22 protein-coding genes are annotated in these 24935 nt (G+C 67.8%); 11 read left to right on the top strand and 11 right to left on the bottom strand.

Going from position 1 to position 24935, the window contains the following annotated elements; all coding sequences use genetic code 11:
- Positions 1 to 29: 29 nt before the first annotated feature.
- The 3 genes from AB5J62_RS03185 to AB5J62_RS03195 all read right to left on the bottom strand — a co-directional run bounded on the left by AB5J62_RS03185 (position 30) and on the right by AB5J62_RS03195 (position 4552).
- Positions 30 to 1997 (bottom strand): M6 family metalloprotease domain-containing protein, encoded by a 1968-nt coding sequence (locus tag AB5J62_RS03185; RefSeq protein WP_370946574.1) that lies wholly within the window; start codon positions 1995 to 1997, stop codon positions 30 to 32.
- 191 nt (positions 1998 to 2188) lie between these two features.
- Positions 2189 to 3193 (bottom strand): glycoside hydrolase family 19 protein, encoded by a 1005-nt coding sequence (locus AB5J62_RS03190; protein WP_370946575.1) that lies wholly within the window; start codon positions 3191 to 3193, stop codon positions 2189 to 2191.
- A gap of 192 nt (positions 3194 to 3385) precedes the next feature.
- Positions 3386 to 4552, bottom strand: a complete 1167-nt coding sequence (locus AB5J62_RS03195; RefSeq protein ID WP_370946576.1) for a cytochrome P450 — start codon at positions 4550 to 4552, stop codon at positions 3386 to 3388.
- 260 nt (positions 4553 to 4812) lie between these two features.
- Here AB5J62_RS03195 and AB5J62_RS03200 point away from each other — a divergent pair, with 260 nt between their 5' ends.
- The 5 genes from AB5J62_RS03200 (at position 4813) to AB5J62_RS03220 (ending at position 11093) form a co-directional block, all read left to right on the top strand.
- Positions 4813 to 5109, top strand: a complete 297-nt coding sequence (locus tag AB5J62_RS03200) for a hypothetical protein (RefSeq protein WP_370946577.1) — start codon at positions 4813 to 4815, stop codon at positions 5107 to 5109.
- Between the two features lie 84 nt (positions 5110 to 5193).
- Complete coding sequence (locus AB5J62_RS03205) at positions 5194 to 7719, top strand: bifunctional FO biosynthesis protein CofGH (protein WP_370946578.1); 2526 nt, start codon at positions 5194 to 5196, stop codon at positions 7717 to 7719.
- A gap of 128 nt (positions 7720 to 7847) precedes the next feature.
- Positions 7848 to 8288 (top strand): helix-turn-helix transcriptional regulator, encoded by a 441-nt coding sequence (locus AB5J62_RS03210; protein ID WP_370946579.1) that lies wholly within the window; start codon positions 7848 to 7850, stop codon positions 8286 to 8288.
- Between the two features lie 10 nt (positions 8289 to 8298).
- Entirely contained in the window at positions 8299 to 8709 is a 411-nt protein-coding gene (locus AB5J62_RS03215; protein ID WP_370946580.1) for a VOC family protein, read from the top strand.
- A 29-nt stretch (positions 8710 to 8738) separates the two neighbouring features.
- A complete protein-coding gene (locus tag AB5J62_RS03220) occupies positions 8739 to 11093 on the top strand; it encodes an ATP-binding cassette domain-containing protein (protein ID WP_370946581.1) in 2355 nt (784 codons plus the stop codon).
- A 320-nt stretch (positions 11094 to 11413) separates the two neighbouring features.
- Here the strand turns inward: AB5J62_RS03220 and AB5J62_RS03225 are convergent, their stop codons facing one another.
- Positions 11414 to 12136 carry a trypsin-like serine protease gene (locus tag AB5J62_RS03225; RefSeq protein WP_370946582.1) on the bottom strand — a complete coding sequence of 241 codons (723 nt, stop codon included), beginning with the start codon at positions 12134 to 12136 and terminating at the stop codon, positions 11414 to 11416.
- 211 nt (positions 12137 to 12347) lie between these two features.
- Between AB5J62_RS03225 and AB5J62_RS03230 the strand changes: the two genes are divergently transcribed.
- Positions 12348 to 12893: a hypothetical protein gene (locus AB5J62_RS03230; RefSeq protein WP_370946583.1), complete on the top strand. Its 546-nt coding sequence runs from the start codon at positions 12348 to 12350 to the stop codon at positions 12891 to 12893.
- Here the strand turns inward: AB5J62_RS03230 and AB5J62_RS03235 are convergent.
- Positions 12856 to 13809 carry a TDT family transporter gene (locus AB5J62_RS03235; RefSeq protein WP_370946584.1) on the bottom strand — a complete coding sequence of 318 codons (954 nt, stop codon included), beginning with the start codon at positions 13807 to 13809 and terminating at the stop codon, positions 12856 to 12858. The genes AB5J62_RS03230 and AB5J62_RS03235 overlap by 38 nt on opposite strands.
- Positions 13810 to 13879: 70 nt before the next feature.
- Between AB5J62_RS03235 and AB5J62_RS03240 the strand changes: the two genes are divergently transcribed.
- The 3 genes from AB5J62_RS03240 to AB5J62_RS03250 are packed head-to-tail and all read left to right on the top strand — an operon-like array spanning position 13880 to position 16844.
- Positions 13880 to 14767, top strand: a complete 888-nt coding sequence (locus AB5J62_RS03240) for a LysR family transcriptional regulator (protein WP_370946585.1) — start codon at positions 13880 to 13882, stop codon at positions 14765 to 14767.
- 13 nt (positions 14768 to 14780) lie between these two features.
- Entirely contained in the window at positions 14781 to 15800 is a 1020-nt protein-coding gene (gene trpS / locus AB5J62_RS03245) for a tryptophan--tRNA ligase (protein WP_370946586.1), read from the top strand.
- Between the two features lie 36 nt (positions 15801 to 15836).
- A complete protein-coding gene (locus AB5J62_RS03250) occupies positions 15837 to 16844 on the top strand; it encodes a YhjD/YihY/BrkB family envelope integrity protein (protein ID WP_370946587.1) in 1008 nt (335 codons plus the stop codon).
- 32 nt (positions 16845 to 16876) lie between these two features.
- Here AB5J62_RS03250 and AB5J62_RS03255 read toward each other — a convergent pair whose 3' ends face one another.
- The gene (locus AB5J62_RS03255; RefSeq protein ID WP_370946588.1) at positions 16877 to 18115 is read right to left on the bottom strand and encodes a D-alanyl-D-alanine carboxypeptidase family protein; all 1239 of its coding nucleotides are present in this window, start codon (positions 18113 to 18115) and stop codon (positions 16877 to 16879) included.
- A 43-nt stretch (positions 18116 to 18158) separates the two neighbouring features.
- Here AB5J62_RS03255 and AB5J62_RS03260 point away from each other — a divergent pair, with 43 nt between their 5' ends.
- The gene (locus AB5J62_RS03260) at positions 18159 to 18392 is read left to right on the top strand and encodes an SCO4848 family membrane protein (protein WP_370946589.1); all 234 of its coding nucleotides are present in this window, start codon (positions 18159 to 18161) and stop codon (positions 18390 to 18392) included.
- A 117-nt stretch (positions 18393 to 18509) separates the two neighbouring features.
- Positions 18510 to 19922 carry a S8 family serine peptidase gene (locus tag AB5J62_RS03265; protein ID WP_370946590.1) on the top strand — a complete coding sequence of 471 codons (1413 nt, stop codon included), beginning with the start codon at positions 18510 to 18512 and terminating at the stop codon, positions 19920 to 19922.
- 272 nt (positions 19923 to 20194) lie between these two features.
- On the opposite strand, the gene AB5J62_RS03270 is transcribed toward AB5J62_RS03265, so the two are convergent.
- The 5 genes from AB5J62_RS03270 to sdhC are packed head-to-tail and all read right to left on the bottom strand — an operon-like array spanning position 20195 to position 24725.
- Entirely contained in the window at positions 20195 to 21265 is a 1071-nt protein-coding gene (locus AB5J62_RS03270) for a hypothetical protein (RefSeq protein ID WP_370946591.1), read from the bottom strand.
- 56 nt (positions 21266 to 21321) lie between these two features.
- Complete coding sequence (locus AB5J62_RS03275; protein ID WP_370946592.1) at positions 21322 to 22086, bottom strand: succinate dehydrogenase iron-sulfur subunit; 765 nt, start codon at positions 22084 to 22086, stop codon at positions 21322 to 21324.
- Complete coding sequence (gene sdhA / locus AB5J62_RS03280) at positions 22086 to 23840, bottom strand: succinate dehydrogenase flavoprotein subunit (RefSeq protein ID WP_370946593.1); 1755 nt, start codon at positions 23838 to 23840, stop codon at positions 22086 to 22088. The genes AB5J62_RS03275 and sdhA overlap by 1 nt, the downstream gene beginning before the upstream one ends.
- A 25-nt stretch (positions 23841 to 23865) precedes the next feature.
- A complete protein-coding gene (locus AB5J62_RS03285) occupies positions 23866 to 24279 on the bottom strand; it encodes a succinate dehydrogenase hydrophobic membrane anchor subunit (RefSeq protein ID WP_370946594.1) in 414 nt (137 codons plus the stop codon).
- A 2-nt stretch (positions 24280 to 24281) separates the two neighbouring features.
- The gene (sdhC, locus tag AB5J62_RS03290; RefSeq protein ID WP_370946595.1) at positions 24282 to 24725 is read right to left on the bottom strand and encodes a succinate dehydrogenase, cytochrome b556 subunit; all 444 of its coding nucleotides are present in this window, start codon (positions 24723 to 24725) and stop codon (positions 24282 to 24284) included.
- Between the last annotated feature and the right edge of the window lie 210 nt (positions 24726 to 24935).

Below are 24935 nucleotides of genomic sequence, written 5' to 3' on the forward strand. Positions count from 1 at the left end.
CCGCCCGCGACGCGCACGACCTTTTCGGGTTAGAAGCCGAACGCGGTGCAGGTGCCCGTCGCGGTCTTCGACGGGTCGCTGATCGACGTGGCGGTCAGCTTGACGCGGGCGGTGAGGTCACCGCCCTGGCTTCGCTTGGCGAGCGCGCCGACCTTGACGTGCTGGCCGAACTTGGCCGTGGCGAGCGCGTTCGGGAGGCGGACCTCCCAGCCTTTCGATTCGGTGGACGCGGTCAGGCGATAGGTGTCGGTGTCGTACGGAGCCTCGGCGCCACGCGACGATCCGCTGTTCAGCAGCGTGAAGTCGCAGGAGGCCAGTCCGCCATCGCCGAACGCGGGCGGTGCGGGCCAGAGCGTGGTGCCACGTGCCTGGGTGCCCATGCCGTCCAGTGAGGCGACCGTGACCGTGTACGTGAGCACGCCTCGGGTGTCCTTGGCGACGTCGGTGATCAGGAAGTGGAGCCGGTTCGCCTTGTCGGTGTACTCGTACGGGCTGGCCGCGCCGGTGCCCGCCTTGAACGCGGCGTCGTTGAGCTGGCGGTAGTCGCCGATCGTGATCTTGACGGGGGTGCCGTCGGGCTTGGTGTAGTCGGTGAGGCCGATGTCGCCGGGGTTGGCGTCGATGACCCACTCGAAGGGGGCGTTGTCCGCGTTCTTCGTCTTGGTGATGAGCACGCCGGAGTCGGGGTCGAAGGAGTCCGCGCCGATGCGGTCGACGACCTCGACGGTGTAGTTGTCGTAGCCGCCGCCGTCGCAGAACGGGTCCTTGGCGCGATCGCACTTGGGGGATTTGTCGCCGCCGGTGAGCTTGATGTTGAGGCCGCTGTAGGTGCCGGGCGCCGGCGCTGCCGCGCGGGCGGTGATGCGGGCGGTGACCGGGCCGGTGGTGGCGAGCTTGTTGCGGTCGAGCTGGAGGATGGCGGCCGGGTCGACGATGCCGAGCTTCATCTTGTTGCGGATCATGTGCTGCGAGCCCATCGAACTGCCCTGGGTCGCCGGGATCTGCCAGCGGGTGTGCGGGCCGCCCGGCCCGTTGAACGTGCCGCGCGACAGCATGTCCCACGGTCCGCTGTAGGCGCGCGAGGGCGGGGTGCCGAACGGGTTGTTGTAGTTGTCACCGATGCCGAGGATGTGGCTGAACTCGTGCGCGTAGGTCGACTGGCCGGAGCTTTCGGCCTGGGTCGAGCTACCGCTCTGCGCGTTCGGCCAGATGCTCGCGGCGGACTTCCATGAGGTCCACGGGACGTACCGGGTGGCGGCGTAGTTGGGGAGATTGTGGTTCGGCGGGCCGAAGGCGTCGGGCACGTTCTCCTTGCTGCCGAACTTCATCTCGCCGAATTCCTGCCAGGTCGAGCTCTCGTCCTGACCCGCCGAGAGGTAGAAGATGAAGTCGAACTGGTTCGCGCCGCCGCCGACCTCGGCGCGCCACGCGTTGCCCGCGTCGGTGCGGAGGTTGCGGTTGCAGTTGGCGTCCGGCGGGCAGGCGCCCGGCTGGAACTCCATGCCGTACTCGAAGGACTTGCCGGGCATGCGGTAGGGCCCGAACGCGGTCAGCTGCACGCCGAAGCGGCCGAGTGAGTCTTCCATCCAGTACTCGTTGATCGTGTGCCCGTTGTTGAGCGTGCCGGGCTTGTTCAAGAAGTCCTGGTAGTACTTGGCGACGTTGGCCCGTGGGATGTTGTTCGCGGCGACACCGGGGTTGCCGAACACGGTCGACTTCGGCGGCTGGGTCACGACGAAGTTCTGGTCGGGGTAGTCGGCGAGTACGACGGCGCCCTTGAACGTTCGCTTGGTGGGTTTGAGTGACGGGTCGGCCCAGTTCGTGCCCGGTATCTTGCGGTAGTCGGCCCAGGTCATGTCGTCCTGGTTCTGCCAGTGGGCGGCGTCGATCGGGGCTGGCCAGCCACGGGTGAGCGGCTGGGCCGAGGCGGTGCCGGTTCCCAGCCCGGTCAGCAGGACGGCGGTGGCGAGTAGGGCAAACGCTTTTCGCAAGCGCATCTGCGGCTCCTCACATCTTCGGGGCCGTCGTGGGTGACGGCCCCGAAGATCACGGTAAGGAGGACTTTCCGACTATCGCGCAGGCTCTAACCGCTTGCCCCACAACGAAAGTCGGTCGAGCCGGACGCGTGGGGCAGGTGGTGCTCCCGGGATGACGCGGGAGTCATCCCGGGAGCGGGGACACCCGAGGGTCAGCAGGACAGGTTGCCGCCCGGGGTGGTGCCGAGGATCTGCACGAAGCGCTGGTAGGCGTCGATCCGGCTCTGCACCTGGCCGGGGTTGCCGCCGTTGCATTCCAGGCTGCCGTTGATGCTGCGGATGGTCTCGCCGAAGCCGCGGCTGTTGACCATCGCGTTGTGCGGGGTCATCGTGCCGGGACCGTTCTGCGTCATCCAGTACCAGAGGCCGGTCTTCCACGCGACGGCCGAGTTGCGCTCCACCTGCCACGGGTCGGCGAGCAGGTTGATGCCGAGCGCGTCGCCCGCCGCCTTGTAGTTGAAGTTCCAGCTGAGCTGGATCGGGCCTCGGCCGTAATAAGCCGCCTGGCCGGCAGGACAACCGTAGGACTGGCTGTAGTCGCAGTAGTGCGGGTAATTCGATGTGTTCTGCTCGACGATGTAGACCAAGCCACCGGTTTCGTGGTTGACGTTGGCGAGGAACGCCGCCGCCTCCTGCTTCTTGATGGTGTCGCTGCCGGTCTGCGCGAAGGCCGGGTACGCGCTCATCGCCGCGGTGAGACCGGCGTAGCTGTAGAAGGAATTCCGGCTCGGGAACATCTGGTTGAACTGGGCCTCGCTCACCACGAACGCGCCGGGGTTGGTGGGCGGCGTGGTCGGCGGGGTGCCGCCGCAGGTGTACGGGTCCCAGAACCACGTGCTGATCACCGGGTCGTAGCCGGGATTGTCGTGCTCGGCGATGTAGTACTTGCCGTCGGTGTACTTGACGATATTCCCTGTCACATAAGACTTTCCGGCGACCCAGGCCGGGTAGTCACAGCTTCCGCCGCCACCGGGAGGGGTGGAGCCGCCACTGCACGAACCCTGGTCGGCCCAGACGTCGACCGTGCCGGGGGTCTCGCCCTGTGTCCACCATTTCGCGGACCAGTTGTGGCTGTTGTAGGAGGCCGTCATGCCGCCGGTGTAGACCTGTCCGGAACTCCACGCCGCCACGCAGCTCGCGGCGGACGCGGAGGACATCGGGAGTACCACGGCGAGTGTCGTGGCGGCGGCGAAAGCCATTAATGACGCGAAGACACGCTGTATCGACACCAGAGCACTCCTTTGTGCGGCAATTGGTCCATACCACATTAGGTATAGACCAATTTTGGGCAGGAGCGTCCCGGCTGTCGGGTTTCCGCCAACCGGCTGTCTGTTCTCGACTACCTATAGCTACCAAGTGATCGGCAGGGCTTTCAGCGCCCGTACCGGTGTGCCTTCGTTCCAGCGCAGCTCGGATTCGTCGACGGCCAATGCCAGATCGGGGAAACGGGTCACCACCGCGGTGAGCGCCGTGCGCAGCTCGAGGCGCGCGAGGTGTGCGCCGAGACAGAAATGCGTGCCGTGGCCGAAGCCGAGCTGTACGGCCTTGTCGGTGCGTTCGATGTTCAGCTCGGCCGGGTCGGTGAACACGCGCGGGTCGATGTTCGCGGCGCCGGTCAGCGCGATCACCGCTTCGCCCTGTTTGATCAGCTGCCCGTCGAGTTCGACGTCCTCTGTGGCCACGCGTGGCAGCGTGCTCGTCATGAGCCGCGTGTAGCGCATCAACTCCTCGACCGCCTGCGGCATCAATTCCGGCTTCGCGCGCAGGAGCGCGAGCTGATCCGGGTTGCGCAACAGCGCGACGATCGAATTGCCGAGCTGGTTGACCGTCGTCTCGTGGCCCGCGATGAGCAGCATCTGCAGATTGGCCAGCAGCTCGACCGGGGTCAGCTCAGGCGCGGCGGCGAGCACCGAGGTCAGGTCAGTGCCGGGGTTCGCGCGTTTTTCGGCGACGAGGCCCGCCAGGTATTCGCGGATGTCCGTCACGGCGGCGGCGATCTCGTCTGGGGTGTAGGCCGTCGACGCCATCAGCTTGCGTGACCAGGCGCCGATGCGGGCGTGGTCGGCGCCCGGCGTGCCGAGCAGGTCGCAGATGACCGTGATCGGCAGCGGCGCGACGAACGCCGCCACCAGATCCACCGGTCTTTCGCCCGCTTCGACGGCGTCGAGCAGGTCGTCGACGATCTGCTGGACCCTCGGCGCCATAGCCTCGACCATCCGCGGGCTGAACGCGGTCGCGATGAGACGCCGGAGCTGGGCGTGCCGGGGCGGGTCGATGCTCGTCAGCACATCGGGGTCGGCCGCGCTCCTGACGATGACCGGCGCGCCCGGACCGATCGCCGCTTCGCGGCTGAAGCGCTGGTCCGAGAGCGTCTTGCGGCAGGCGTCGTGGCCCAGCGCCAGCCAGATCGGCGACCCGGCCAACTCGGCGCTGACGACCGTCGCGTCGGCCAGCAGTCGGGCACCTTCCGTCTCCTGGTGGTCACTGTGCGGAGTGGTGAACGGGAACGACACCATGGCTGTCTCCTGTGGTGGAAGTCGGACAGTCAGATTCGGCCCTGTCGCAGGTCAGGGGCAAGCCGCCGTCCCGGTCGCGGTGCGTACCCGCCTGGTCGCTATTCTGGGCGTCCCAGCGAGACAGGACCTACCGGTCTTGACACACTGGGTAGCTTTTTCAGCATCGACGCGAAGAGGGTTCCCTCTTCCGGGTGAAGGCCTTCGGGCGAGCCGTTACGTTGCGGGAGGGCACTCCGGTGCACAACCCAGTTCATCTGCTCATGCGATCAGCGCTGCGCGCGATCAGTGGTGCGGCACTCGCCGCCGGGCTGCTCGTGCTGGGCGCGGGCGCCGCGAACGCGCAGGGCGCCGCCCTCGTCGAGTCCAACTCCGTCGCGTTCGGACTGCTCGGCCCGGTCGGCCTCATCGCCGTCGCGCTGGGGATCGTCGGCATGGGACTCGGTGTGCTGCGCCAGCGCCGCAAGGCGCGTGCCGCCGCGCAGGCCGACACCGCCACGGCGATGGCGGAGGCCGTGCTGGCCGACGAGCCGCCGTCCCGCGCGCCGCTCGCGGGCTGAGACGGTTTTATTCCCGTGTGAGGCCAACATCCCTCACAGCGAAAACTCTTACTAGGACTTACTCCACGTCCGTAGGCTCGCGTCATGGCTGACCGCGTGTTGATCACCCCGCCCGAGCCGAAGCCGACCCCCTCCGCGATGCGCCGGGCACTACGCCGTGCGTCGGACGGGGTGGCCTTGGACGTCACCGAGGCCGCAGTGCTGCTGCACGCCCGTGGTGACGACCTCGAGCAACTACTGGCCGCCGCGGCGAAGGTCCGCGACGCACACCTCGCCGACCAGGGCCGCAGCGGCATCGTCACGTACAGCAGCAGCGTGTTCATCCCGCTGACCAAGCTGTGCCGCGACCGATGTCATTACTGCACCTTCGTCACCGTCCCCGGCAAGCTCCACTCCATGTACCTCGAACGCGACGAGGTGCTGGAGATCGCCCGCGCCGGCGCCGCCGCCGGCTGCAAGGAGGCACTGTTCACGCTGGGGGACCGGCCGGAGGACCGCTGGCCGCAGGCCCGTGAGTGGCTCGACGCGCGCGGCTACGACTCCACTTTGGACTACCTGCGCTCCTGCGCGATCGCGGTGCTCGAGGAGACCGGCCTGCTGCCGCACCTGAACCCCGGCGTGATGAGCTGGGAGGAGCAGCAGCGTCTCAAGCCCGTCGCGGCGAGCATGGGGATGATGCTGGAGACCACCGCGACGCGGCTTTGGTCCGAAAAGGGCGGTCCGCACTACGGCAGCCCCGACAAGGAGCCCGCCGTCCGGCTGCGCGTGCTCGACGACGCCGGCCGCGTCGGCGTCCCGTTCACCACCGGCATCCTGCTCGGCATCGGCGAGACGCTGACCGAGCGCGCCGAGTCGCTGCACGCGATCCGCCAGCGAGCCAGGCAGTTCCGCCACATCCAAGAGATCATCGTTCAGAACTTCCGCGCGAAGCCGGACACCGCGATGCGCGACACCCCGGACGCCGATCTCCACGATCTCGCCGCGACCGTCGCGGTCGGACGGTTGCTGATGCCGCCCGGTGTCAGCGTCCAGGCGCCGCCGAACCTCGTCGGCGACGAGCACGCGCTGCTGCTGCGCGCCGGTATCGACGACTGGGGCGGCGTCTCGCCGGTCACCCTCGACCACGTCAACCCCGAGCGTCCGTGGCCGGCGGTCGACGAGCTGCGCGCGCTGACCGCCGAGGCCGGTTTCGAGCTGCGTGAGCGGCTCGCGGTGTACCCGAAGTACGTCAAGGCCGCCGAGAAGTGGCTCGACATCCGGCTCGACCCGCACATCTCCGCGCTGGCCGACGCGGACGGGCTCGCGAACGAGTCCGCGCCCGTCGTCGGCCACCGTTGGCAGGAGCCGGACGGTGGGCTGGAGACCGTCGGCCGCGCCGACCTCAACACCTCGATCGACACCGAGGGCCGCACCTCCGACCGCCGTGGCGACTTCGACAGCGTCTACGGCGACTGGGACATCCTCAAGACCCAGGTCCCGTCCGCCGAGCGCCTCGACACCGACGTCCGCGAAGGCTTGCGGCTCGCCGAGAACTACCCCGGCGCGCTGCTCGAACCGGAGCACGCGAGTGCCGCGATGGCGTTGCTGACCGCCGACGGCGCCGCGCTGGAGACGATGGCCAAGCTCGCCGACGACCTGCGCGCCGACGTGGTCGGCGACGACATCACCTACGTCGTCAACCGGAACATCAACTTCTCCAACGTCTGCTACGTCGGCTGCCGGTTCTGCGCGTTCGCCCAGCGTGAGCGCGACGCGGACGCGTTCCGGCTGTCCGTCGAGGAGGTCGCGGCGCGTGCCGTCGAGGCCGCCGAGGCGGGCGCGACCGAGGTCTGCATGCAGGGCGGCATCGACCCGAAGCTGCCGGTCAGCTACTACGCCGACATCGTCCGTGCGATCAAGGCCGCGGTGCCGGACATGCACGTACACGCGTTCTCGCCGATGGAGATCGTGTCCGCCGCGTCGAAGGCGGGCGTCAGCGTCGAGGAGTGGCTGACCGAGCTGCGCGACGCCGGGCTCGGCTCGATCCCCGGCACGGCGGCCGAGATCCTCGACGACGAGGTCCGCTGGGTGCTCACCAAGGGCAAGCTGCCCGCGCAGACCTGGATCGACGTGGTGTCGACCGCGCACCGGCTCGGCATCCAGTCCTCGTCGACCATGATGTACGGCCACGTCGACCATCCAGGCCACTGGCTCGGCCACTTCCGGGTGCTCGGCCGGATCGCGGTCGAGACCGGCGGCTTCACCGAGTTCGTCGGCCTGCCGTTCGTGCACCACAACGCGCCGATCTACCTCGCGGGCGTGGCCCGTCCCGGCCCGACCGTGCGCGACAACCGCGCGGTGCACGCGTTCGCGCGCCTCGCGCTGAACGGGCGCATCGACAACGTGCAGTGCTCGTGGGTCAAGCTCGGTGACGAGGGCACCGCGCAGGTGCTGCGCGGCGGCGCGAACGACATCGGCGGCACGCTGATGGAGGAGACCATCTCGCGCATGGCCGGTTCGGAGCACGGTTCCTCGCGGACCGCGGCCGAGCTCGACCACCTGGCCTCGCTCGCGGGACGGCCTTCGCGCCAGCGCACGACCACGTACGGGCGAACCCTGGTAGCGGGATAAAGCGGGCTTTACTCCCGGGGATAAAGCCCGCTTTATCCCCGGGAGTTCAGCGGGCTTTACACCAAGGAGTAAAGCCCGCTTTATCCCGCTTTCTAGTTTCGAGGGGCCTGAGGTGGCACGATCGTCGCGTGAGCAGCAGTCCTGACGCGGCCAGACTCAGCGATCTCGCGCGCCTGCGCCGCGTCCGGGATCGGATCGACCGCGAGTACGCGCAGCCGCTCGACGTCGAAGCGCTCGCGCGCGGCGTGCACATGTCGGCCGGGCATCTCAGCCGCGAGTTCAAGCGCGCGTACGGCGAGGCGCCGTACTCCTACCTGATGACGCGGCGCATCGAGCGCGCGATGGCGCTGCTGCGCCGAGGTGATCTCAGCGTCACCGAGGTCTGCTTCGAGGTCGGCTGCTCGTCACTGGGCACCTTCAGCACCCGCTTCGCCGAACTGGTCGGTGTTCCGCCCAGCACTTACCGTGACCAGGCCATGAGCGCGACGGAAGGCATGCCCGCGTGCATCGCCAAGCAGGTGACCAGACCGATCAGGAATCGAGAAGCGCGGTCTTCGGGGCGCACTTAGTGTGATCGCCATGGACATCACCATCAACGCCAGCTTCCTTCCCCAGAACGACCCCGACGCCGCGCTGGGCTTCTACCGCGACATCCTCGGCTTCGAGGTCCGCAACGACGTCGACTACAAGGGACTGCACTGGATCACGGTCGGCCCGGCCGGTCAGCCGGACACCAACATCGTGCTGTTCCCGCCGGAGGCCACCCCCGGGCTCACCGACGACGAGCGCAAGACCATCACCGAGATGATGGCCAAGGGCACCTACGGCAGCCTCAGCCTGGCCGCGAAGAACGTCGACGACGTCTTCGACCAGGTGCAGGCGGCGGGCGCCGAAGTCGTCCAGGAGCCGGTCGACCAGCCGTACGGCGTGCGCGACTGCGCCTTCCGTGATCCGGCGGGCAACCTGATCCGCATCCAGCAGCAGCCGTAACCAGCAGCTTCCGAACCGATGGAGAAACGATGAGCAAGCCCGCCGCAGACAGCCACGACCTCATCCGGGTGCTGGGCGCGCGCGTGAACAACCTCAAGGACGTCAGTGTCGAGCTGCCCAAGCGCAGGCTGACGGTGTTCACGGGTGTTTCCGGCTCCGGCAAGAGCTCGCTGGTGTTCAGCACGATCGCGGCGGAGTCGCAGCGGCTGATCAACGAGACCTACAGCTCGTTCGTGCAGGGCTTCATGCCGTCGCTGGCGCGGCCCGAGGTCGACGTGCTGGAGGGGCTGACCACGGCGATCATCGTCGACCAGCAGCGGATGGGGGCCAACCCGCATTCGACGGTCGGCACCGCGACCGACGCGAACGCGATGCTGCGCATCCTGTTCAGCCGGATCGGCAAGCCGCACATCGGTTCTCCGCAAGCGTTTTCGTTCAACGTCGCGTCCATCAGCGGCGCGGGCGCGGTCACCATCGAGAAGGCCGGCCAGAAGGTGAAGGAGCGTCGCAGCTTCAGCATCACCGGTGGCATGTGCCCGCGCTGCGAGGGCCGGGGCCGGGTCAACGACATCGACCTGACCCAGATCTACGACGAGACCAAGTCGCTCAACGAGGGCGCGATCACCATCCCCGGGATCAGCATGGACGGCTGGTACGGGCGCATCTTCCGGGGCAGCGGCTTCTTCGACCCCGACAAGCCGATCGCGAAGTTCACCAAGAAGCAGCTGACCGACCTGCTGTACAAGGAACCGACGAAGATCAAGGTCGAGGGCATCAACCTGACCTACCAGGGCCTGGTCCCGCAGATCCAGAAGTCGTTCCTGTCCAAGGACGTCGAGGCGATGCAGCCGCACATCCGCGCGTTCGTCGAGCGGGTGGTCACGTTCACCATCTGCCCGGACTGCGACGGCACCCGGCTTTCGGAGCTGGCGCGCTCGTCGAAGATCAAGCGCATCAGCATCGCCGACGCCTGCGCGATGCAGATCAGCGACCTCGCCGACTGGGTACGCGGCCTGAAGGAGCCGTCGGTGGCCCCGTTGCTGGCGAACCTGACGGCCACGCTCGACTCGTTCGTCGAGATCGGCCTCGGCTACCTCAGCCTCGACCGCCCGGCGGGCACGCTGTCCGGCGGCGAGGCGCAGCGCACCAAGATGATCCGGCACCTCGGGTCGGCGCTCACCGACGTCACCTACGTCTTCGACGAGCCGACCATCGGCCTGCACCCGCACGACATCCAGCGGATGAACAACCTGCTGATCCAGTTGCGGGACAAGGGGAACACGGTGCTCGTCGTCGAGCACAAGCCGGAGGCGATCGCGATCGCCGACCACGTCGTCGACCTCGGCCCGCGCGCGGGCACCAAGGGCGGCGAGGTGGTCTTCGAGGGCACCGTCGACGAACTGCGGTCCAGCGGCACGCTCACCGGGCGGCACCTGGACGACCGCGCCTCGCTCAAGCCGGAGGTACGGGAGTCCACCGAGGTGCTCCAGATCCGCGGTGCCGACACGCACAACCTGCGTAACGTCGACGTCGACATCCCGCTCGGCGTGCTGGTCGTGGTGACCGGCGTGGCAGGGTCGGGCAAGAGCTCGCTCATCCACGGCTCGGTCGCCGGGCTGGACGGTGTCATCGCGGTCGACCAGGGCGCGATCAGGGGCTCGCGGCGCAGCAACCCGGCGACCTACACCGGCATGCTGGAGCCGATCCGCAAGGCGTTCGCGAAGGTCAACGGCGTCAAGCCCGCGCTGTTCAGCTCGAACTCCGAGGGTGCCTGCCCGACGTGCAACGGCAACGGCGTCATCTACACCGACCTCGGCGTGATGGCCACGGTCGCCACGCTCTGCGAGGAGTGCGAGGGCAAGCGGTTCCAGGCCGAGGTGCTGGAGTACAAGCTCGGCGGCAAGGACATCAGCGAGGTGCTCGCCATGTCGGTCGCCGAGGCGGGTGAGTTCTTCGCGGCCGGTGAGGCGAAAACCCCGGCGGCGCACAAGATCCTGACCCACCTGTCCGACGTCGGGCTCGGCTACATCAGCCTCGGCCAGCCGCTCACCACGCTGTCCGGCGGCGAGCGGCAGCGGCTCAAGCTCGCCACGCACATGGGCGAGAAGGGGGGCGTCTACGTGCTCGACGAGCCGACCACCGGCCTGCATCTGGCCGACGTCGAGCACCTGCTCGGCCTACTCGACCGGCTCGTCGACGCGGGCAAGTCGGTGATCGTCATCGAGCACCACCAGGCGGTCATGGCGCACGCGGACTGGATCATCGACCTCGGCCCCGGCGCCGGCCACGACGGCGGCAAGGTCGTCTTCGAGGGCACGCCAGCCGACCTCGTCGCGAAGCGCTCGACGCTCACCGGCGAGCACTTGGCGGCTTACGTCGGGTGACAAGTAGGTAGTGCTCCCTGATTGTTTCCCGTGGTGATCAACGGGAAGTGTCGGGAGGCATGCAGAACGCGTTCCCCCGAGCACTGGACGCCGCGATCACCGCGAGTGGGCTGAGCCTGGACCGGGTCCGCCACCGGCTCGCCGAGCGCGGCGTGCGCGTCAGCGTCGCGACGTTGAGCTACTGGCGCAACGGAAGAAGCCGCCCGGAGCGCAGCGATTCGCTGCGCGCCGTGCGGATCTTCGAGGAGCTGTTCGAGCTGCCACCCGGTGCGCTCACCGTGTTGCTCGGCCCGCGCAGGCCGCGTGGCCGGTGGGGTGGATCAAGGGGTGTTGGCGGTGACCCAGGACTTGTAGTACGACACGTCGACGTAGATCGACGGGCCGGTGGCGCAGGTGCTGGAGTTGTTGCCTGCCCGGCTGGTGGCGCCGATCAGCTCCCAGGTCCCGTTGACCTGCTTGACCTGCGGGCCACCTGAGTCGCCGTAGCAGGCGCCCTTGTTGCCGCCGGGGTTGTTGGTGCAGATCTCGCTGGCGCCGCTGATGCCGAGGCACTTGGTGTCGGCGACGATCGAGGTGTCGAGCTGCTGCAGGATCGTCGGCGACCCGCAGGCGCCCGCGGGTGCGCAGGTCTGGCCCCAGCCGATGATCCGGGTGGCCTGGCCGACCGGGCCGGACGAGGCCGAGATCGCGACCGGGGCCTGCGGCACCGAGGTGGCGAGCTTGAGCACCGCGAGGTCGGCGCTCGGGTGGGCGATGCGCTGGGTCACCTTGGCGACGGTGCCGCCGGTGGTCCGGTTCGTGGTGCCGACGCGCACCTGGGCGGGCTGCCCGCAGTGCTTGGCGGTGACCACCCAGTTCGCCTTGACGAGTGAGCCACCACAGGAGTGACCGCCACTGGCCGACTGCAGCGAGGCCATGAACGAGTAGACCTGGGTCGCGTTCCCGCCGCCGACGATGTCGGTCTGTGCGGCGGCTGGCGCGGTCAGCGAAAGAGCCGCCGCCGCTGTGACGGCGAGGCCGGCGAGCAGGGACCTTGCTTTCATTTGAGCTCCCTCAGTGCGGGGTGAACCGGTCACCCAGCACGTTAGGAACGGTTGCGGTTGGTGAATAACCTACGGAAGTATGGGCGGTTTAACCGTTTAGTACTTTTGTCGGCTAGGGGGAGCTCGGGGTCACCCGGTCGTGGATAAGTAGGGGGTAACGTTTCGGTTTTCGTCTGTTTTGGCTGATTGGTCTGCAGTAGCTTCCTGCGCTATGTCGACCAATCCCGGCCCTGAGAACTGGGGCCAGCAGCAACCGCAGCAGCCTCCCCCAGGTGGCGGATTCCCCGCCGCGCCTCCGCCGCCGCCCCACGCGCCCGCCGCGCTGGGCCCGGTGCCCAAGTCGCTCGACCTGTCGGTCAAGATCTGGTTCGTCGCGGCCGGCCTCGCCGTGCTGAACGTCATCCTGAGCATCGCGACGAACAGCGCGATCAACTCCGAGCTGGTCGCCCGCGGCCTCCCGTCCGGTGGTTCGAACGTCGGCGGCATCATCTTCAACCTGCTGCTGATCGGCCTCTGGGTCTTCTTCGTGCTGCAGATGAAGGCGGGCCAGAACTGGGCCAGGATCACGCTGACCGTCGTCGGCGGCATCGTCCTGCTCTTCAGCTTGATCGGCCTGCTCGCGCTCGGCATCTTCTTCGCGATCGGCTTCTTCGGCGCGCTCTACGGCCTGCTGTCGCTGGTGAACATCGCACTGCTCGTCGGCGCGATCTACTTCCAGTTCAGGCCTGACGCCAACGCGTTTTTCGTGCGACGCTGAGCCAGAGCCCGACCAGCAGCACATAGAGGGCCACCGCGAAGCCGGTGACCACGGCGGACCCGGTGCGGGCGGAAAGCGCGCTCGCACCGGTGACGCATGTCCCGAGCGGGAACGTGAAAGCCCACCAGGACAGCGAGAACTCCGGCCGCTCCTTCAGCGTGACCGCGATCGCGAGTGCCAGCCAGAGCATCGCGAATCCGAACGTCGGCACGCTGTAGAGCAGGCCGAACGCCCGCGCCGCGTTGCCGTACGGCGCAGGCGCGACCTCGCCGAGCACGAGCGCCGCGGTCGTCGACTGGCCGAGCGGGCCGAGCACGATCCACAACGTCGGCGACGGCAAACCGCCGCGCATCAGCCGTCCCCAGATCTGCGGGAGCAGCGCGAACGTCGCGAAGAGGCTGATGCCGAAGAAGCCGTAGCAAGCCAGTACCAGCGCGAGTTTTCCTTGCCCGTCGGGCAAATGCGCGGCCAGTGCGGCGCCGGTCGTCGCGGACACCATCGGCGGGACGACCGGCAGCAGCCAGGTGGGGGAGACCTCGCGCGCGTCGATCCGGCCGGTGATCATGCGGTACGGCACGGCCAGCGTGGTGAACAGCCCGAGCGCGGTTCCCGCCGTCCACAGTGTCCAGTCGATGGCCAGACCCGTTGTGCCGCCGATGAAGTTGAGCGCACCGGCGCCGATGGTCAGCATCGCCATCGGCGGCGCGCCCCAGAAGTGATCGAGCGGCGCCGGGCCGGACTTCACGAGTTTCCAGCAGAGCACGAGCAGCCAGGCGGCCGCGCCGGCCCAGATGACGGCGGCGACCGGCTTCAGCCCGTGCAGCGGGAGCGTGACGGCCGCGTTCGCGACGATGCTCGTGCCCATGACCGAGGTGAACCATTTCGGAGCCAGCCGTGCGGGCGCGGATTTGAGCATGACTTCACGATCGTGGCTTCCGCGCGCACTCGGTAGGGACCGATCCGCGATGAACTCATAAGCTGCCGTTATGGCTTTACCGACGAGGGTGGCCGACCTGACCGGCTTCGACCTGCTGCTTTCCATCGCCAAGCTGGGCAGCATCGGGCTGGCGGCGCGGGCGCACGGCATCTCCCAGCCCGCCGCGAGCACCCGGCTCCGGCAGCTGGAAACGCAGGTCGGCGTGGCATTGGTCGACCGATCGCCGCGCGGCTCCCGGCTGACGAACGCGGGCGCGCTGGTCGTCGACTGGGCGCGGCCGGTGGTCGACGCGGCGGCCGATCTGGAGGCGGGCATCGCGGCGCTGCGTGCCGAACGCGACACCCAGCTGCGGGTCGCGGCGAGCCTGACGGTCGCGGAGTACCTGATGCCGAAGTGGCTGGCGGCGCTGCCCGCCGGGAGCGCGGTCGCGCTGAGTTCCGGCAACTCCGCCGAGGTGGCCGAGATGGTGCTCGACGGCAAGGTCGACCTGGGTTTCACCGAGGGGCCGGATCTGCGCGGCGGGCTCGAAGCGCACAGCGTCGGCCGTGACAAGCTCCGCCTGGTCGTCGCGCCCGGTCATCGCTGGGCGCGCCGCCGGATCAACGTCGCCGAACTGGCCGCGACCCCGTTGATCAGCCGCGAACGCGGATCGGGCACCCGGCGCGCGCTCGAGCTGGCCGTCCGGCCGCTGGACCTGGCCGCGCCGCTGCTGGAGCTGTCGTCGACCACGGCGATCAAGGCCGCGGTGATCGAGGGGATCGGGCCGGCGGTGCTCAGCGCGCACACGGTCGCGGCCGAGCTCGCGGCCGGGACGCTGGTCGGCGTGGACGTCGCCGGTGCCGACCTCGGGCGTGAGCTGCGGGTCATCTGGCGGGCCGGACGCTCGCCGCGCGGGCTGGCCGCCGACCTCGCTGCCATCGCGGTCAGAGGTTCCTGACAGAATCGGTCGCGTGTCTGAAGACGTGACGACGAAGCTGCGCGTGCTGTCCGGGATCCAGCCGACCGGGGACTCGTTCCACCTCGGCAACTACCTCGGCGCCGTCCGGCAGTGGGTGGCGCTGCAGGACACGCACGAGACCTACTACTGCGTGGTCGACCTGCACGCGATCACCGTCGAGCAGGACCCGAAGGTGCTGCGGCACCGCACGCGGCTCTCAGCGGCGCAGCTGCTCGCGCTGGGCGTCGACCCGGATCGCAGCGCGCTGTTCGTGCAGAGCCACGTGCCCGAGCACGCGCAGCTCGGCTGGGTGCTCGAATGCCAGACCGGCTTCGGCGAGGCCAGCCGGATGACGCAGTTCAAGGACAAGGCGACCAAGCAGGGCACCGACCGCGCGAGCGTCGGGCTGTTCACCTACCCGGTGCTGCAGGCCGCGGACATCCTGCTCTACCAGGCCAACGCGGTGCCGGTCGGCGAGGACCAGCGCCAGCACCTGGAGCTGACGCGTGACCTGGCGCAGCGGTTCAACAAGCGGCTCGGCAAGACGTTCACCGTGCCGGAGCCGTACATCGTCAAGGGCACCGCGAAGATCTACGACCTGCAGGACCCGACCTCGAAGATGAGCAAGTCGGCGTCGACCGGCAACGGCCTGATCGAGCTGCTGGAGGACCCGAAGCGGTCGGCGAAGAAGATCCGGTCCGCGATGACCGACACCGGCCGCGAGGTCGTCTTCGACGCGGAGAACAAGGCGGGCGTCGCGAACCTGCTGACCATCTACTCGGCGCTGACGTCGCGGACGATCGCAGACCTGGAAGCCGCGTACGAGGGCAAGGGCTACGGCGACCTCAAGAAGGACCTCGCCGAGGTGCTCGTCGACTTCGTCACGCCGTTCCAGGCGCAGGTTCAGTCCTATATGGACGATGTGGCCGAGCTGGACAAGGTGCTCGCGCGCGGCGCCGAGCGCGCCCGCGAGGTGGCTTCGCGGACGCTGGCCGCGGCGTACGACCGGATCGGTTTCCTGCCGCCCAGCTGATCAGCGCGGGGGCGGTCGCTGGTTTACCGTTTGCAGGTGGCTGAAAGCGAAGAGAAACTGCTGCCCCGGCTTCGGCGCAAGTACGCGTGGCTCGATCACCTGATCCGCGCGAACGACGCGTTCACCGAGCGCTACGGGAACCATTACGCCGCGGCGATCACGTATTTCAGCGTGCTGTCGTTGTTCCCGTTGCTGATGGTGGGTTTCTCGATCGCGGGCATGGTGCTGCAGGGCGACACCGCCGCGCTCGACCAGCTGCGCGAAGGCATCACGAAGTCGGCGCCCGCCGGGCTCGGCGACTTCCTGAACCAGATCGTCACGACGGCGTTGAAGGCGGGCACCGGCACCGGGATCTTCGGTCTGGTGCTCGGGTTGTACTCGGGCATCGGCTGGATGACCAACCTGCGTGACGCGCTGACCGCGCAGTGGGGCCAGGAGAAGCAGGCGCTGCCGCTGGTGTCGACCACGTTGAAGGACCTGCTGCGGCTCGTCGGGCTCGGGCTGGCGCTGGCGTTCTCGTTCGGCATCACCGCCGCTGGCAGCGGCGTCGGCCGTCTGCTGCTGCGGCTCGTCGGGCTGGAGAACGAGGGCTGGGCGGTGTTCCTGCTGCGGCTGGCGACGATCCTGCTCGGGCTGGCCGGGAACATGCTCGTGTTCATGTGGGTGATCGCGCGGCTGCCCCGCGAGAAGGTCAGCTTCCGCAGCGCGGTGAAGGGTGCGGTGATCGCGGCCGTCGGCTTCGAGGTGCTGAAGCAGGTCACCACGATCTACCTGGGCTTCGTGAGCTCGTCGCCGAGCACGGTGCTGTTCGGGCCGATCCTGGGTCTGCTGTTCTTCGCGAACCTGGTGTCGCGGTTCCTGCTGTTCGTCACCGCTTGGACGGCGACGGCGCCGGAGAACGAGGTCAAGGTCGTCGCGCCGCCGGGCCCGGTCATCCTGCGGCCCAACGTGACCGTGGAGCGTCGCCCGAGCTTCGGGGTACCCGCCGCCGCATTCGGGGCCGGAGCGCTTGTCGGCTACCTCAGAGGCCGCAAAGGCTCGTGAGTGGTAATGCCGGTTCTAACCGGTCATACCACTCACGAGTCCTGAGCTGCGGCTTTCTTGCGAAGATGGCCGATGGTGAAGCCCGCGACGATGATCAGGGCGACCACCAGCGTCAGGATCCAGCCGACGATGCCGAAGCGGTCCTCGGGCGTGGCGACGGCCGCGTTCGGCGTCGAGTTGTCCTGCGGGTCGGGGATCGCCTTGCCGTTGGTGCCCGACTTGTAGACGATCTGGCCGACGGGCTCGGCCTTCGACGCTTCGAGCGCGAAGCCGTAGTCGAGCAGCTTCGACGCCTGATCGACGATGCGTGTCGGCCGCTGCTCACCGCGCATGGTCACCACGGCGATGCGCTTGCCGTTGCGGGCCGCGCCGCCGACGTAGGTGTGCCGCGCGTCGTCGGTGAAGCCGGTCTTGCCACCGAGGAAGCCGGGGTAGACACCGAGCAGCTTGTTGTCGTTGTACACCGGGAACGACGGCTTCTCGCCCATCGCCGGCCACTGGAATTCCTTGGTGCCGACGGCTTTCGCGAACTCCGGCTGCTTCATCGCATAGTGGAAGACGACACTCAGGTCGTACGCCGAGGTCGACATGCCCGCCGCGTCGAGCCCCGACGGTGAGGCCGCACGGGTGTCCGTCGCGCCGATCTTGGCGGCGAGCGCGTTCATCTTCGCCAGCGTCGCGTCGACACCGCCGAGCGCGGTGGCGAAGGTGTGCGCCACGTCGTTGCCGGAGTGCATCAGCAGCCCGTGCAGCAGCTGGTCCACTGTGTACTTGCCGCCCGCGACGATGCCGACGCAGGTGCATTCCTGCTCGGCGTCCTCTTTGGTCGGTGAAATCACCTGTTCGGGCTTGAGTTCGGTGACCACGACGAGCGCGAGCAGCGTCTTGATGAGCGACGCGGGGCGCTGGCGCGCGTGCGGGTTCTTCGCGGCGAGCACGGCGCCGGTGTCGAGGTCCTGCAGCAGCCAGGACGCCGACGTGACCTCCGGCGGGTTGAGCGCGTTCTTCGGGACGACCGTGTCGCACTCCGCCATGCGCGGGCCGCCCTGCGGCGTCGCGGGCACCGGAAGCGGAGCGGGGGCCTGCTTGCCCGGCAACGGCTTCTCGGAGGTGTCGATCGGTGGCGGCGGGGTTTCCCGGTTCGAGCAGCCGGACGCTGGTGCGTTCGCTGTCGTCGACGGCGGAGCCGCCAAAACCGGTGAAGTCGTCAGCAAAACCGACATCACGGCAGGAACGAGAACCTTGAGCGACCGGGTAACTGCGGAGTGCACCCTTGCAAACTACCGGCGGTGGGTGAGTTGCATACTCGGGGGCATGTCTCGTCGCGTCTCGCTGTTTCTGCTGGCCTTCGGCGTCTGGTCGTGGATCATCTGGATCACGTTCGTCAAGAACCTGTGGGCGGGCGACCGGTCCTGGGCCGCCGACGGTTCCCCGACCGCGTACTTCATCGTGCACTTCGTGCTCGCCGTGGTGTCGTTCGCGCTCGGCACCATCATCGGGGTGATCGGCTGGCGGGGATTCCGGGGACAGAAAACGACCAATCGGTAAGTATTACCCCATATGGGGGACAGTGCTGAGTCCTTCGAATGCCTAACGTTCTCGCCATCAGGTTCTGCTCTGGGCACGTCGCGCCGAACCGCGCCCTGCCCGTTCACTGGAGGTGGAATGTCCCCGATCCGTCGATGGCTGCTCCCGGCCGCCACCGTGCTCGCGCTGACCGCGAGCATGGCGCCGACCGCGAGCGCCGCCGCACCGGCCGCGCCCACGTGCGACACGACCAGCGAAGCCTTCAGCTACGTGGTCATCTACAACCCGCACACCCCGCAGTTCGTGGTCGACAAGGAACTGAAGGCCAAGTGCGGCACGAGGGTCTCGTACTACGCCGAGATCGGGGTCGCGGTCGCATCGTCGCGCAACGCCGACTTCCAGGCCAAGATCGGTGAGTTCCGCGCCTACTCCGGCGGCCGCGAAATCGCCTTCCCGCCCACTTCGGCGGCCGCGGCCCAGCGCCGCGAGATGGTCAAGGAGCTGGAGAACGAGGAGACCCGCGAGGTCGTCGCGGCCGCGGACGTCAGCGCGCAGCAGTGGGACATGCGCGCGATCCACGCACCCGAGGCGAACAAGATCAACCCGGGCAGCAAGAACGTCACGGTCGGCGTCCTCGACTCCGGCATCGACCCCAAGCACCCCGCGCTGACCAACGCCGTCGACGCCAAGCAGTCGGCCAACTGCAACTCCGGCGCCCCCGACACCACCCCGTCCTCGTGGCTCCCGACGACCTCGGACCACGGCATGCACGTCGCGGGCACCATCGCGGGCAAGGACGACGCGACCAAGTTCACCGGCATCGCACCCGGCGTCAAGGTCGCCTCGGTGAAGGTCGTCAGCGACGCCGGCTACATCTTCCCGGAGGCCGCGGTCTGTGGCTTCATGTGGGCCGCCAAGCACCGCATGGAGGTCACCAACAACTCGTACTACATCGACCCGGGCATGTTCTACTGCCGCAAGCAGGCAGGCGACGCCGCCGCCTTCGAGGCCGTCCGCCGGGCCGTCACGTACTCGACCAACCACGGTGTCCTCAACATCGCGGCCGCAGGCAACTCCGGCTTCGACGTCACCAAGCAGACCACCGACGAGAACCGCCCCCACCCGGTCGACTCCACCTGCGGCATCCTGCCCAAGGCCATCGACGGCGTCGTGACGGTCTCCGCGGTCGGCTACGCGGGCACCAAGTCCTCGTACAGCAACTTCGGCGCGGGTCAGACCGACGTCACCGCCCCCGGTGGCGACCGCGCCCAGCTGCCCCCGGCGGGCCAGGGCGCGGGCTGCCCGCTCTCCTCGGTCTTCGGCGGCGTCTACGGCACCAAGTGCGGCACTTCGATGGCGTCCCCGCACGCCGCCGGTGTCGCGGCGCTGCTGGCGAGCAAGTACCGCTTCGCTCCGCCTGCGCTGCTGACCTGGCTGCTGGAGCGTCAGGCTGACCCGGTCGCTTGCTCGGACGCGGTGTGCACCGGGCCTGCGAGCAACAACTCCTACTACGGCCACGGCCTGGTGAACGCACTGGACGCGGTGAAGTAACCCTGCTCTGACGATGGCCCCCTTGGGAACCTTGGTGTTCCGAAGGGGGCCTTTGTCGTTGCTGGGCTTGGGTGAGGGCCTCCCTGACTCGGGTAACTGGGTGAGGGAGGCCCTGACTCGGGTAACTGGGTGAGGGAGGCCCTGACTCGGGTAAGTCGGGTGAGGGCCTCCCTGACTCGGGTGGGTCGGGTGGGGGACGCCTTGACCCGAATATCCGGGTGAGGGAGGCCCTCACTCGGACCGAGTGGGTCAGGGCCTCCCTCACCCAGAGCTCAGGCCGCCCCGAGGCGAACATCCGGCCGCACCCGGGAAGCGGCGACGGCATAGGCGGCTTTCAGTTCGGCGAGCACTCCGGCCGGGTCGGTCCCGAGTCTGCTCGGCACGGTCTGCACGACGGTGATCCCAGCCGCGGCATAGCGGTTGTTCCGGGTGAGGGTTCGTGCGTAACCCTCACGGTAGAAATGGAACTCGAACGAATCGATTTCCCAGGCCAGCCCGATGTCGTCCCACCAAGCGTCCGGGCAGCCGACGTAGTGGCCCCCTTGACTGTGCAATGGGACGTTCCAATGGCTCGGCGGGACGGGAAGCCGATGGCTCAGCGCCTTCGCTCGGGCTTCGGCGACAGACCGGATGTTCGCCCATTCCTTGAGCAGCCGGCGAGGAATCGCCGTGCCGTGCGTGGTTCCGATATTGAGTTCGGCCAAAAGCGCTTCGGGTGCGCAACGGCCTCGCTGGATGGCTTCGATCAGGAGCCGTTGGATCGGGTCGACCGAGCGGAGGCCGCGAACCGCGTCCGTGGTCGCGCGGACCAGGGGAGAGAGCAGCAGTTTGTTGCGGACGACCGGGGTCGGTGCTCGCCGAGTTCGTTCGACGGTGATGTAGTCGACGCTTCTGACCTTGATTTCATGCGGATTCAGCACGTGAATACCCATTTCGTCGGGTAACTCGTCCGGGCTGAGACCGTGACGGCGGCAGGCCTCCACTCCGGTGAGCATGGCATCCGGTCCGGTGTAAAGCAGGGCGCCGGTCGCGCGCTGGTCTTGGGTCGGTTTGCCGTTGTGCTGGAGAATGATTCCCGGCAGCAGTATTTGCCATGGCCCGCCAGGCAGGCATTTGTCGTAGATCGTCGAGCTGTGGATTCCGGCTTCTTCGAGGTCTGCGGCCCTGACCACGCCGAGTCTGCTGCGTTCTCGGAGTAGTTCAGGACGGCCTTCCCATCTCCCCCTATTGGTCATGCCCACCATCGTGACCACGACGAACGCCGATCCACCACCCCCATCAACGCGAACTGTGGATAACTCGCCTTTTCCAATGCCCCTGTGGATAACCCCGCCCGAAAACACGAAAAGGGCCCCTTCGGCAAGCTAGGCTTGCCGAAGGGGCCCTTCGCGGTAAAAACTCAGACGCGCTTGAAAAGCAGCGCGCGCTTGACTTCCTGGATCGCCTTGGTGACCTGGATGCCACGCGGGCAGGCGTCCGTGCAGTTGAAGGTGGTGCGGCAGCGCCACACGCCCTCGGAGTCGTTCAGGATGTCCAGCCGCTCTTCGGCGCCCTCGTCGCGGGAGTCGAAGATGAAGCGGTGGGCGTTGACGATCGCCGCCGGGCCGAAGTAGGACCCGTCGTTCCAGTAGACCGGGCAGGACGAGGTGCAGCAGGCGCACAGAATGCACTTGGTGGTGTCGTCGAAGCGGTCGCGGTCGGCCTGGGACTGGATGCGCTCGCGGGTGGGCTCGTTGCCGTAGGCGATGAGGTACGGCTTGACCGAACGGTAGGCCTCGAAGAACGGGTCCATGTCGACGTAGAGGTCCTTCAACGTCGTCAGGCCCTTGATCGGGGCGATGGTGATGACCGTCTTGCCGTCCTTGGACAACAGGTCCTTCATGAGGACCTTGCAGGCCAGGCGGTTGATGCCGTTGATCTGCATCGCGTCGGAGCCGCACACACCGTGTGCGCAGGACCGGCGGAACGAGAACGTTCCGTCGATGTAGTCCTTGACGTAGAAGAGCAGGTTGAGCAGGCGGTCGGTGCGCTGGGCCGGGACGTCGTAGGACTCCCAGTGCGGCTCTTCGTCGACCTCCGGGTTGAAGCGGAGGATCTTCAGGGTGACCGTGATCGGGGTGTGGTCGGTTTCCGACGACGTGGGAGCTTCGGTTGCCGTGGTCATCAGTACTTACGCTCCATCGGTTCGTACCGGGTGAAGGTGACCGGCTTGTAGTCGAGCCGGATGTCGGCGGAGAGACCCTCGCCCTGCTTGTAGGCCATGGTGTGGCGCATGAAGTTCGTGTCGTCGCGGTTCGGGTAGTCCTCGCGGGCGTGGCCGCCTCGGGACTCCTTGCGCGCCAGGGCGCCGACGACCAGAACCTCGGCCAATTCAAGCAAGAAGCCGAGCTCGGCGGCCTCGAGGAGGTCGGTGTTGTACCGCTTTCCCTTGTCCGCCACCGTGATCCGCGAGTAACGCTGCTTGAGCGCCTGCACGTCGGTCAGCGCCTGCTTGAGCGTCTCCTCGGTGCGGTACACCGAAGCGTGCGAGTCCATGGTGCGCTGGAGCTCGGTGCGGATGTCGGCCACCCGCTCCTCGCCGTGCTCGGAAAGCAGCAGCGCGAGCTGCTCCTCGACGACCGTCGCGGGCGACTCGGGGAGCTCGACGAAGTCGTGTGCCAGCGCGTACTCGGCGGCGGCGATGCCGGCGCGGCGGCCGAACACGTTGATGTCGAGCAGGGAGTTGGTGCCGAGGCGGTTGGAGCCGTGCACCGAAACGCAGGCGACCTCACCCGCGGCGAACAGGCCGGGGATGACGTGTTCGTTGTCGCGCAAGGCTTCGCCGTGGACGTTGGTGGGGATGCCGCCCATCACGTAGTGACAGGTCGGGAATACCGGCACCGGCTCCTTGACCGGGTCGACGCCCAGGTAGGTCCGCGAGAACTCCATGATGTCCGGGAGCTTCGCGTTCAGCGTCTCCTCGGGGATGTGCGTGACATCCAGCACCACGTAGTCCTTGTTCGGGCCACAACCGCGGCCCTGCAGCACTTCCTGCACCATCGAGCGCGCGACGATGTCACGCGGCGCGAGGTCCTTGATGGTCGGCGCGTAGCGCTCCATGAACCGCTCGCCGTCGGCGTTGCGCAGGATCCCGCCCTCGCCGCGGACGGCTTCGGAGATCAGGATGCCCAGGCCCGCGAGGCCGGTCGGGTGGAACTGGAAGAACTCCATGTCCTCCAGCGGGAGGCCCTTGCGGAAGATGATGCCGAGGCCGTCACCGGTGAGGGTGTGCGCGTTCGACGTCGTCTTGAAGATCTTGCCCGCGCCGCCGGTCGCGAAGACGATCGACTTGGCCTGGAAGATGTGCAGCTCGCCGGTCGCCAGCTCGTAGGCGACGACGCCAGAGGCGATCGGGTTGCCGTTCTCGTCCGGGGTGAGCACGAGGTCCAGCACGTAGAACTCGTTGTAGAACTCGGTGCCGTGCTTGACGCAGTTTTGGTACAGCGTCTGGAGGATCATGTGCCCGGTGCGGTCCGCGGCGTAGCAGGCGCGGCGCACCGCGGCCTTGCCGTGGTCACGGGTGTGCCCGCCGAAGCGGCGCTGGTCGATCTTGCCCTCGGGCGTGCGGTTGAACGGCAGGCCCATCTTCTCGAGGTCGAGCACCGCGTCGATGGCTTCCTTCGCCATGATCTCGGCGGCGTCCTGGTCGACCAGGTAGTCGCCACCCTTGATCGTGTCGAAGGTGTGCCACTCCCAGTTGTCCTCTTCGACGTTCGCGAGCGCGGCGCACATGCCGCCCTGCGCCGCACCGGTGTGCGACCGCGTCGGGTAGAGCTTGGTGAGAACCGCGGTGCGGGCGCGCTGGCCGGACTCGATGGCCGCGCGCATCCCGGCGCCACCGGCGCCGACGATCACCACGTCGTACTTGTGGAACTGCATTTCGGAACGCTCCGTGGTGGTGGGGTCAGCTGGCCGGGATGTTCGGGTCGAACGTGAAGATCACCATGGTGCCGACGGCCAGGATGAGCGCCATCGAGACGTAGAGCACGATCTTCAGCCAGAACCGGGTGCTGTCCTTGCGGGCGTAGTCGTCGATGATCGTGCGGAGGCCGTTGCCACCGTGGATCTCGGCGAGCCAGAGCATCGACAGGTCCCAGAACTGCCAGAACGGGGACGCCCAGCGCCCGGCGACGAAGCCCCAGTTGATCCGGTGCACGCCGCCGTCGAGGATGTTCATGATCAGCAGGTGGCCGAGCACCAGAATGATCAGCGCGAGACCGGAGATGCGCATGAACAGCCAGCTGTAGAGCTCGAAGTTGCTGCGGCGCGCGGTGGCGCGCTTCGGGGTGCGCGGCTTCGCGAGTGCGAGGTCAGCCATGGTCAGTTACCCCCGAAGAGCGTCTCGACGGTGCGCTTCATCATGAAGAACGCGCCGGGCAGCATGACCGCGACCCAGATCACGGCGATGGTCCACAGCATGGGCTTCTGGTACTTCGGGCCCTTTTCCCAGAAGTCGACCAGCATGACCCTGATGCCGTTCAGCGCGTGGTAGAGCACCGCGCCGACGAGGCCGACCTCGAGGAGGTTGACGATCGGGGTCTTGTAGGTCTCGATGACCTGGTCGTAGGTGTTCGGCGACACGCGCACCAGCGCGGTGTCGAGCACGTGCACGAACAGGAAGAAGAACGTGAGCACGCCGGTGATGCGGTGCAGCACCCAGGACCACATACCGGGGTCGCCCCGGTAGAAGGTTCCCTTACGGCGTGAGGCACCCGCCCGATCGCTCGCGGCCGCCTCTGTGGCGGTGCTAGCCGTGGTGGACATCGGTGAACGGCCTCCAACGTCATGGCTTGAGCCCGAAGCGATGACATCGAGCTTTTATGGATAAACGGATGCTAGACCCGCACTGTCCGACCGGCTCAACCTCGGGTTCCTCTCTGTGATGGACGAGACAACGCCCGCGTCAGGTCCGCCGTGGCGAGAACGCCGGCGAACAGGTCTTGAACCGGCGAACATCAGACCTTTACCGTGTCG

The sequence above is a fragment of the Amycolatopsis sp. cg5 genome, assembly GCF_041346955.1.
Lineage (GTDB): Bacteria > Actinomycetota > Actinomycetes > Mycobacteriales > Pseudonocardiaceae > Amycolatopsis.

Excerpts from the sequence above, each read along its gene's own strand:
- AB5J62_RS03235 (WP_370946584.1), bottom strand. The coding sequence starts at position 13,809 with ATGCTCAAATCCGCGCCCGCACGGCTGGCTCCGAAATGGTTCACCTCG.
- AB5J62_RS03185 (WP_370946574.1), bottom strand. The coding sequence starts at position 1,997 with ATGCGCTTGCGAAAAGCGTTTGCCCTACTCGCCACCGCCGTCCTGCTG.
- AB5J62_RS03215 (WP_370946580.1), top strand. The coding sequence starts at position 8,299 with ATGGACATCACCATCAACGCCAGCTTCCTTCCCCAGAACGACCCCGAC.
- AB5J62_RS03230 (WP_370946583.1), top strand. The coding sequence starts at position 12,348 with ATGTCGACCAATCCCGGCCCTGAGAACTGGGGCCAGCAGCAACCGCAG.
- AB5J62_RS03220 (WP_370946581.1), top strand. The coding sequence starts at position 8,739 with ATGAGCAAGCCCGCCGCAGACAGCCACGACCTCATCCGGGTGCTGGGC.
- sdhC (WP_370946595.1), bottom strand. The coding sequence starts at position 24,725 with ATGTCCACCACGGCTAGCACCGCCACAGAGGCGGCCGCGAGCGATCGG.
- sdhA (WP_370946593.1), bottom strand. The coding sequence starts at position 23,840 with ATGCAGTTCCACAAGTACGACGTGGTGATCGTCGGCGCCGGTGGCGCC.
- AB5J62_RS03190 (WP_370946575.1), bottom strand. The coding sequence starts at position 3,193 with ATGTCCTCCGCGTCCGCCGCGAGCTGCGTGGCGGCGTGGAGTTCCGGA.
- AB5J62_RS03200 (WP_370946577.1), top strand. The coding sequence starts at position 4,813 with ATGCGATCAGCGCTGCGCGCGATCAGTGGTGCGGCACTCGCCGCCGGG.
- AB5J62_RS03195 (WP_370946576.1), bottom strand. The coding sequence starts at position 4,552 with ATGGTGTCGTTCCCGTTCACCACTCCGCACAGTGACCACCAGGAGACG.
- AB5J62_RS03260 (WP_370946589.1), top strand. The coding sequence starts at position 18,159 with ATGTCTCGTCGCGTCTCGCTGTTTCTGCTGGCCTTCGGCGTCTGGTCG.
- AB5J62_RS03240 (WP_370946585.1), top strand. The coding sequence starts at position 13,880 with ATGGCTTTACCGACGAGGGTGGCCGACCTGACCGGCTTCGACCTGCTG.
- AB5J62_RS03285 (WP_370946594.1), bottom strand. The coding sequence starts at position 24,279 with ATGGCTGACCTCGCACTCGCGAAGCCGCGCACCCCGAAGCGCGCCACC.
- AB5J62_RS03225 (WP_370946582.1), bottom strand. The coding sequence starts at position 12,136 with ATGAAAGCAAGGTCCCTGCTCGCCGGCCTCGCCGTCACAGCGGCGGCG.
- AB5J62_RS03205 (WP_370946578.1), top strand. The coding sequence starts at position 5,194 with ATGGCTGACCGCGTGTTGATCACCCCGCCCGAGCCGAAGCCGACCCCC.
- AB5J62_RS03265 (WP_370946590.1), top strand. The coding sequence starts at position 18,510 with ATGTCCCCGATCCGTCGATGGCTGCTCCCGGCCGCCACCGTGCTCGCG.
- AB5J62_RS03275 (WP_370946592.1), bottom strand. The coding sequence starts at position 22,086 with ATGACCACGGCAACCGAAGCTCCCACGTCGTCGGAAACCGACCACACC.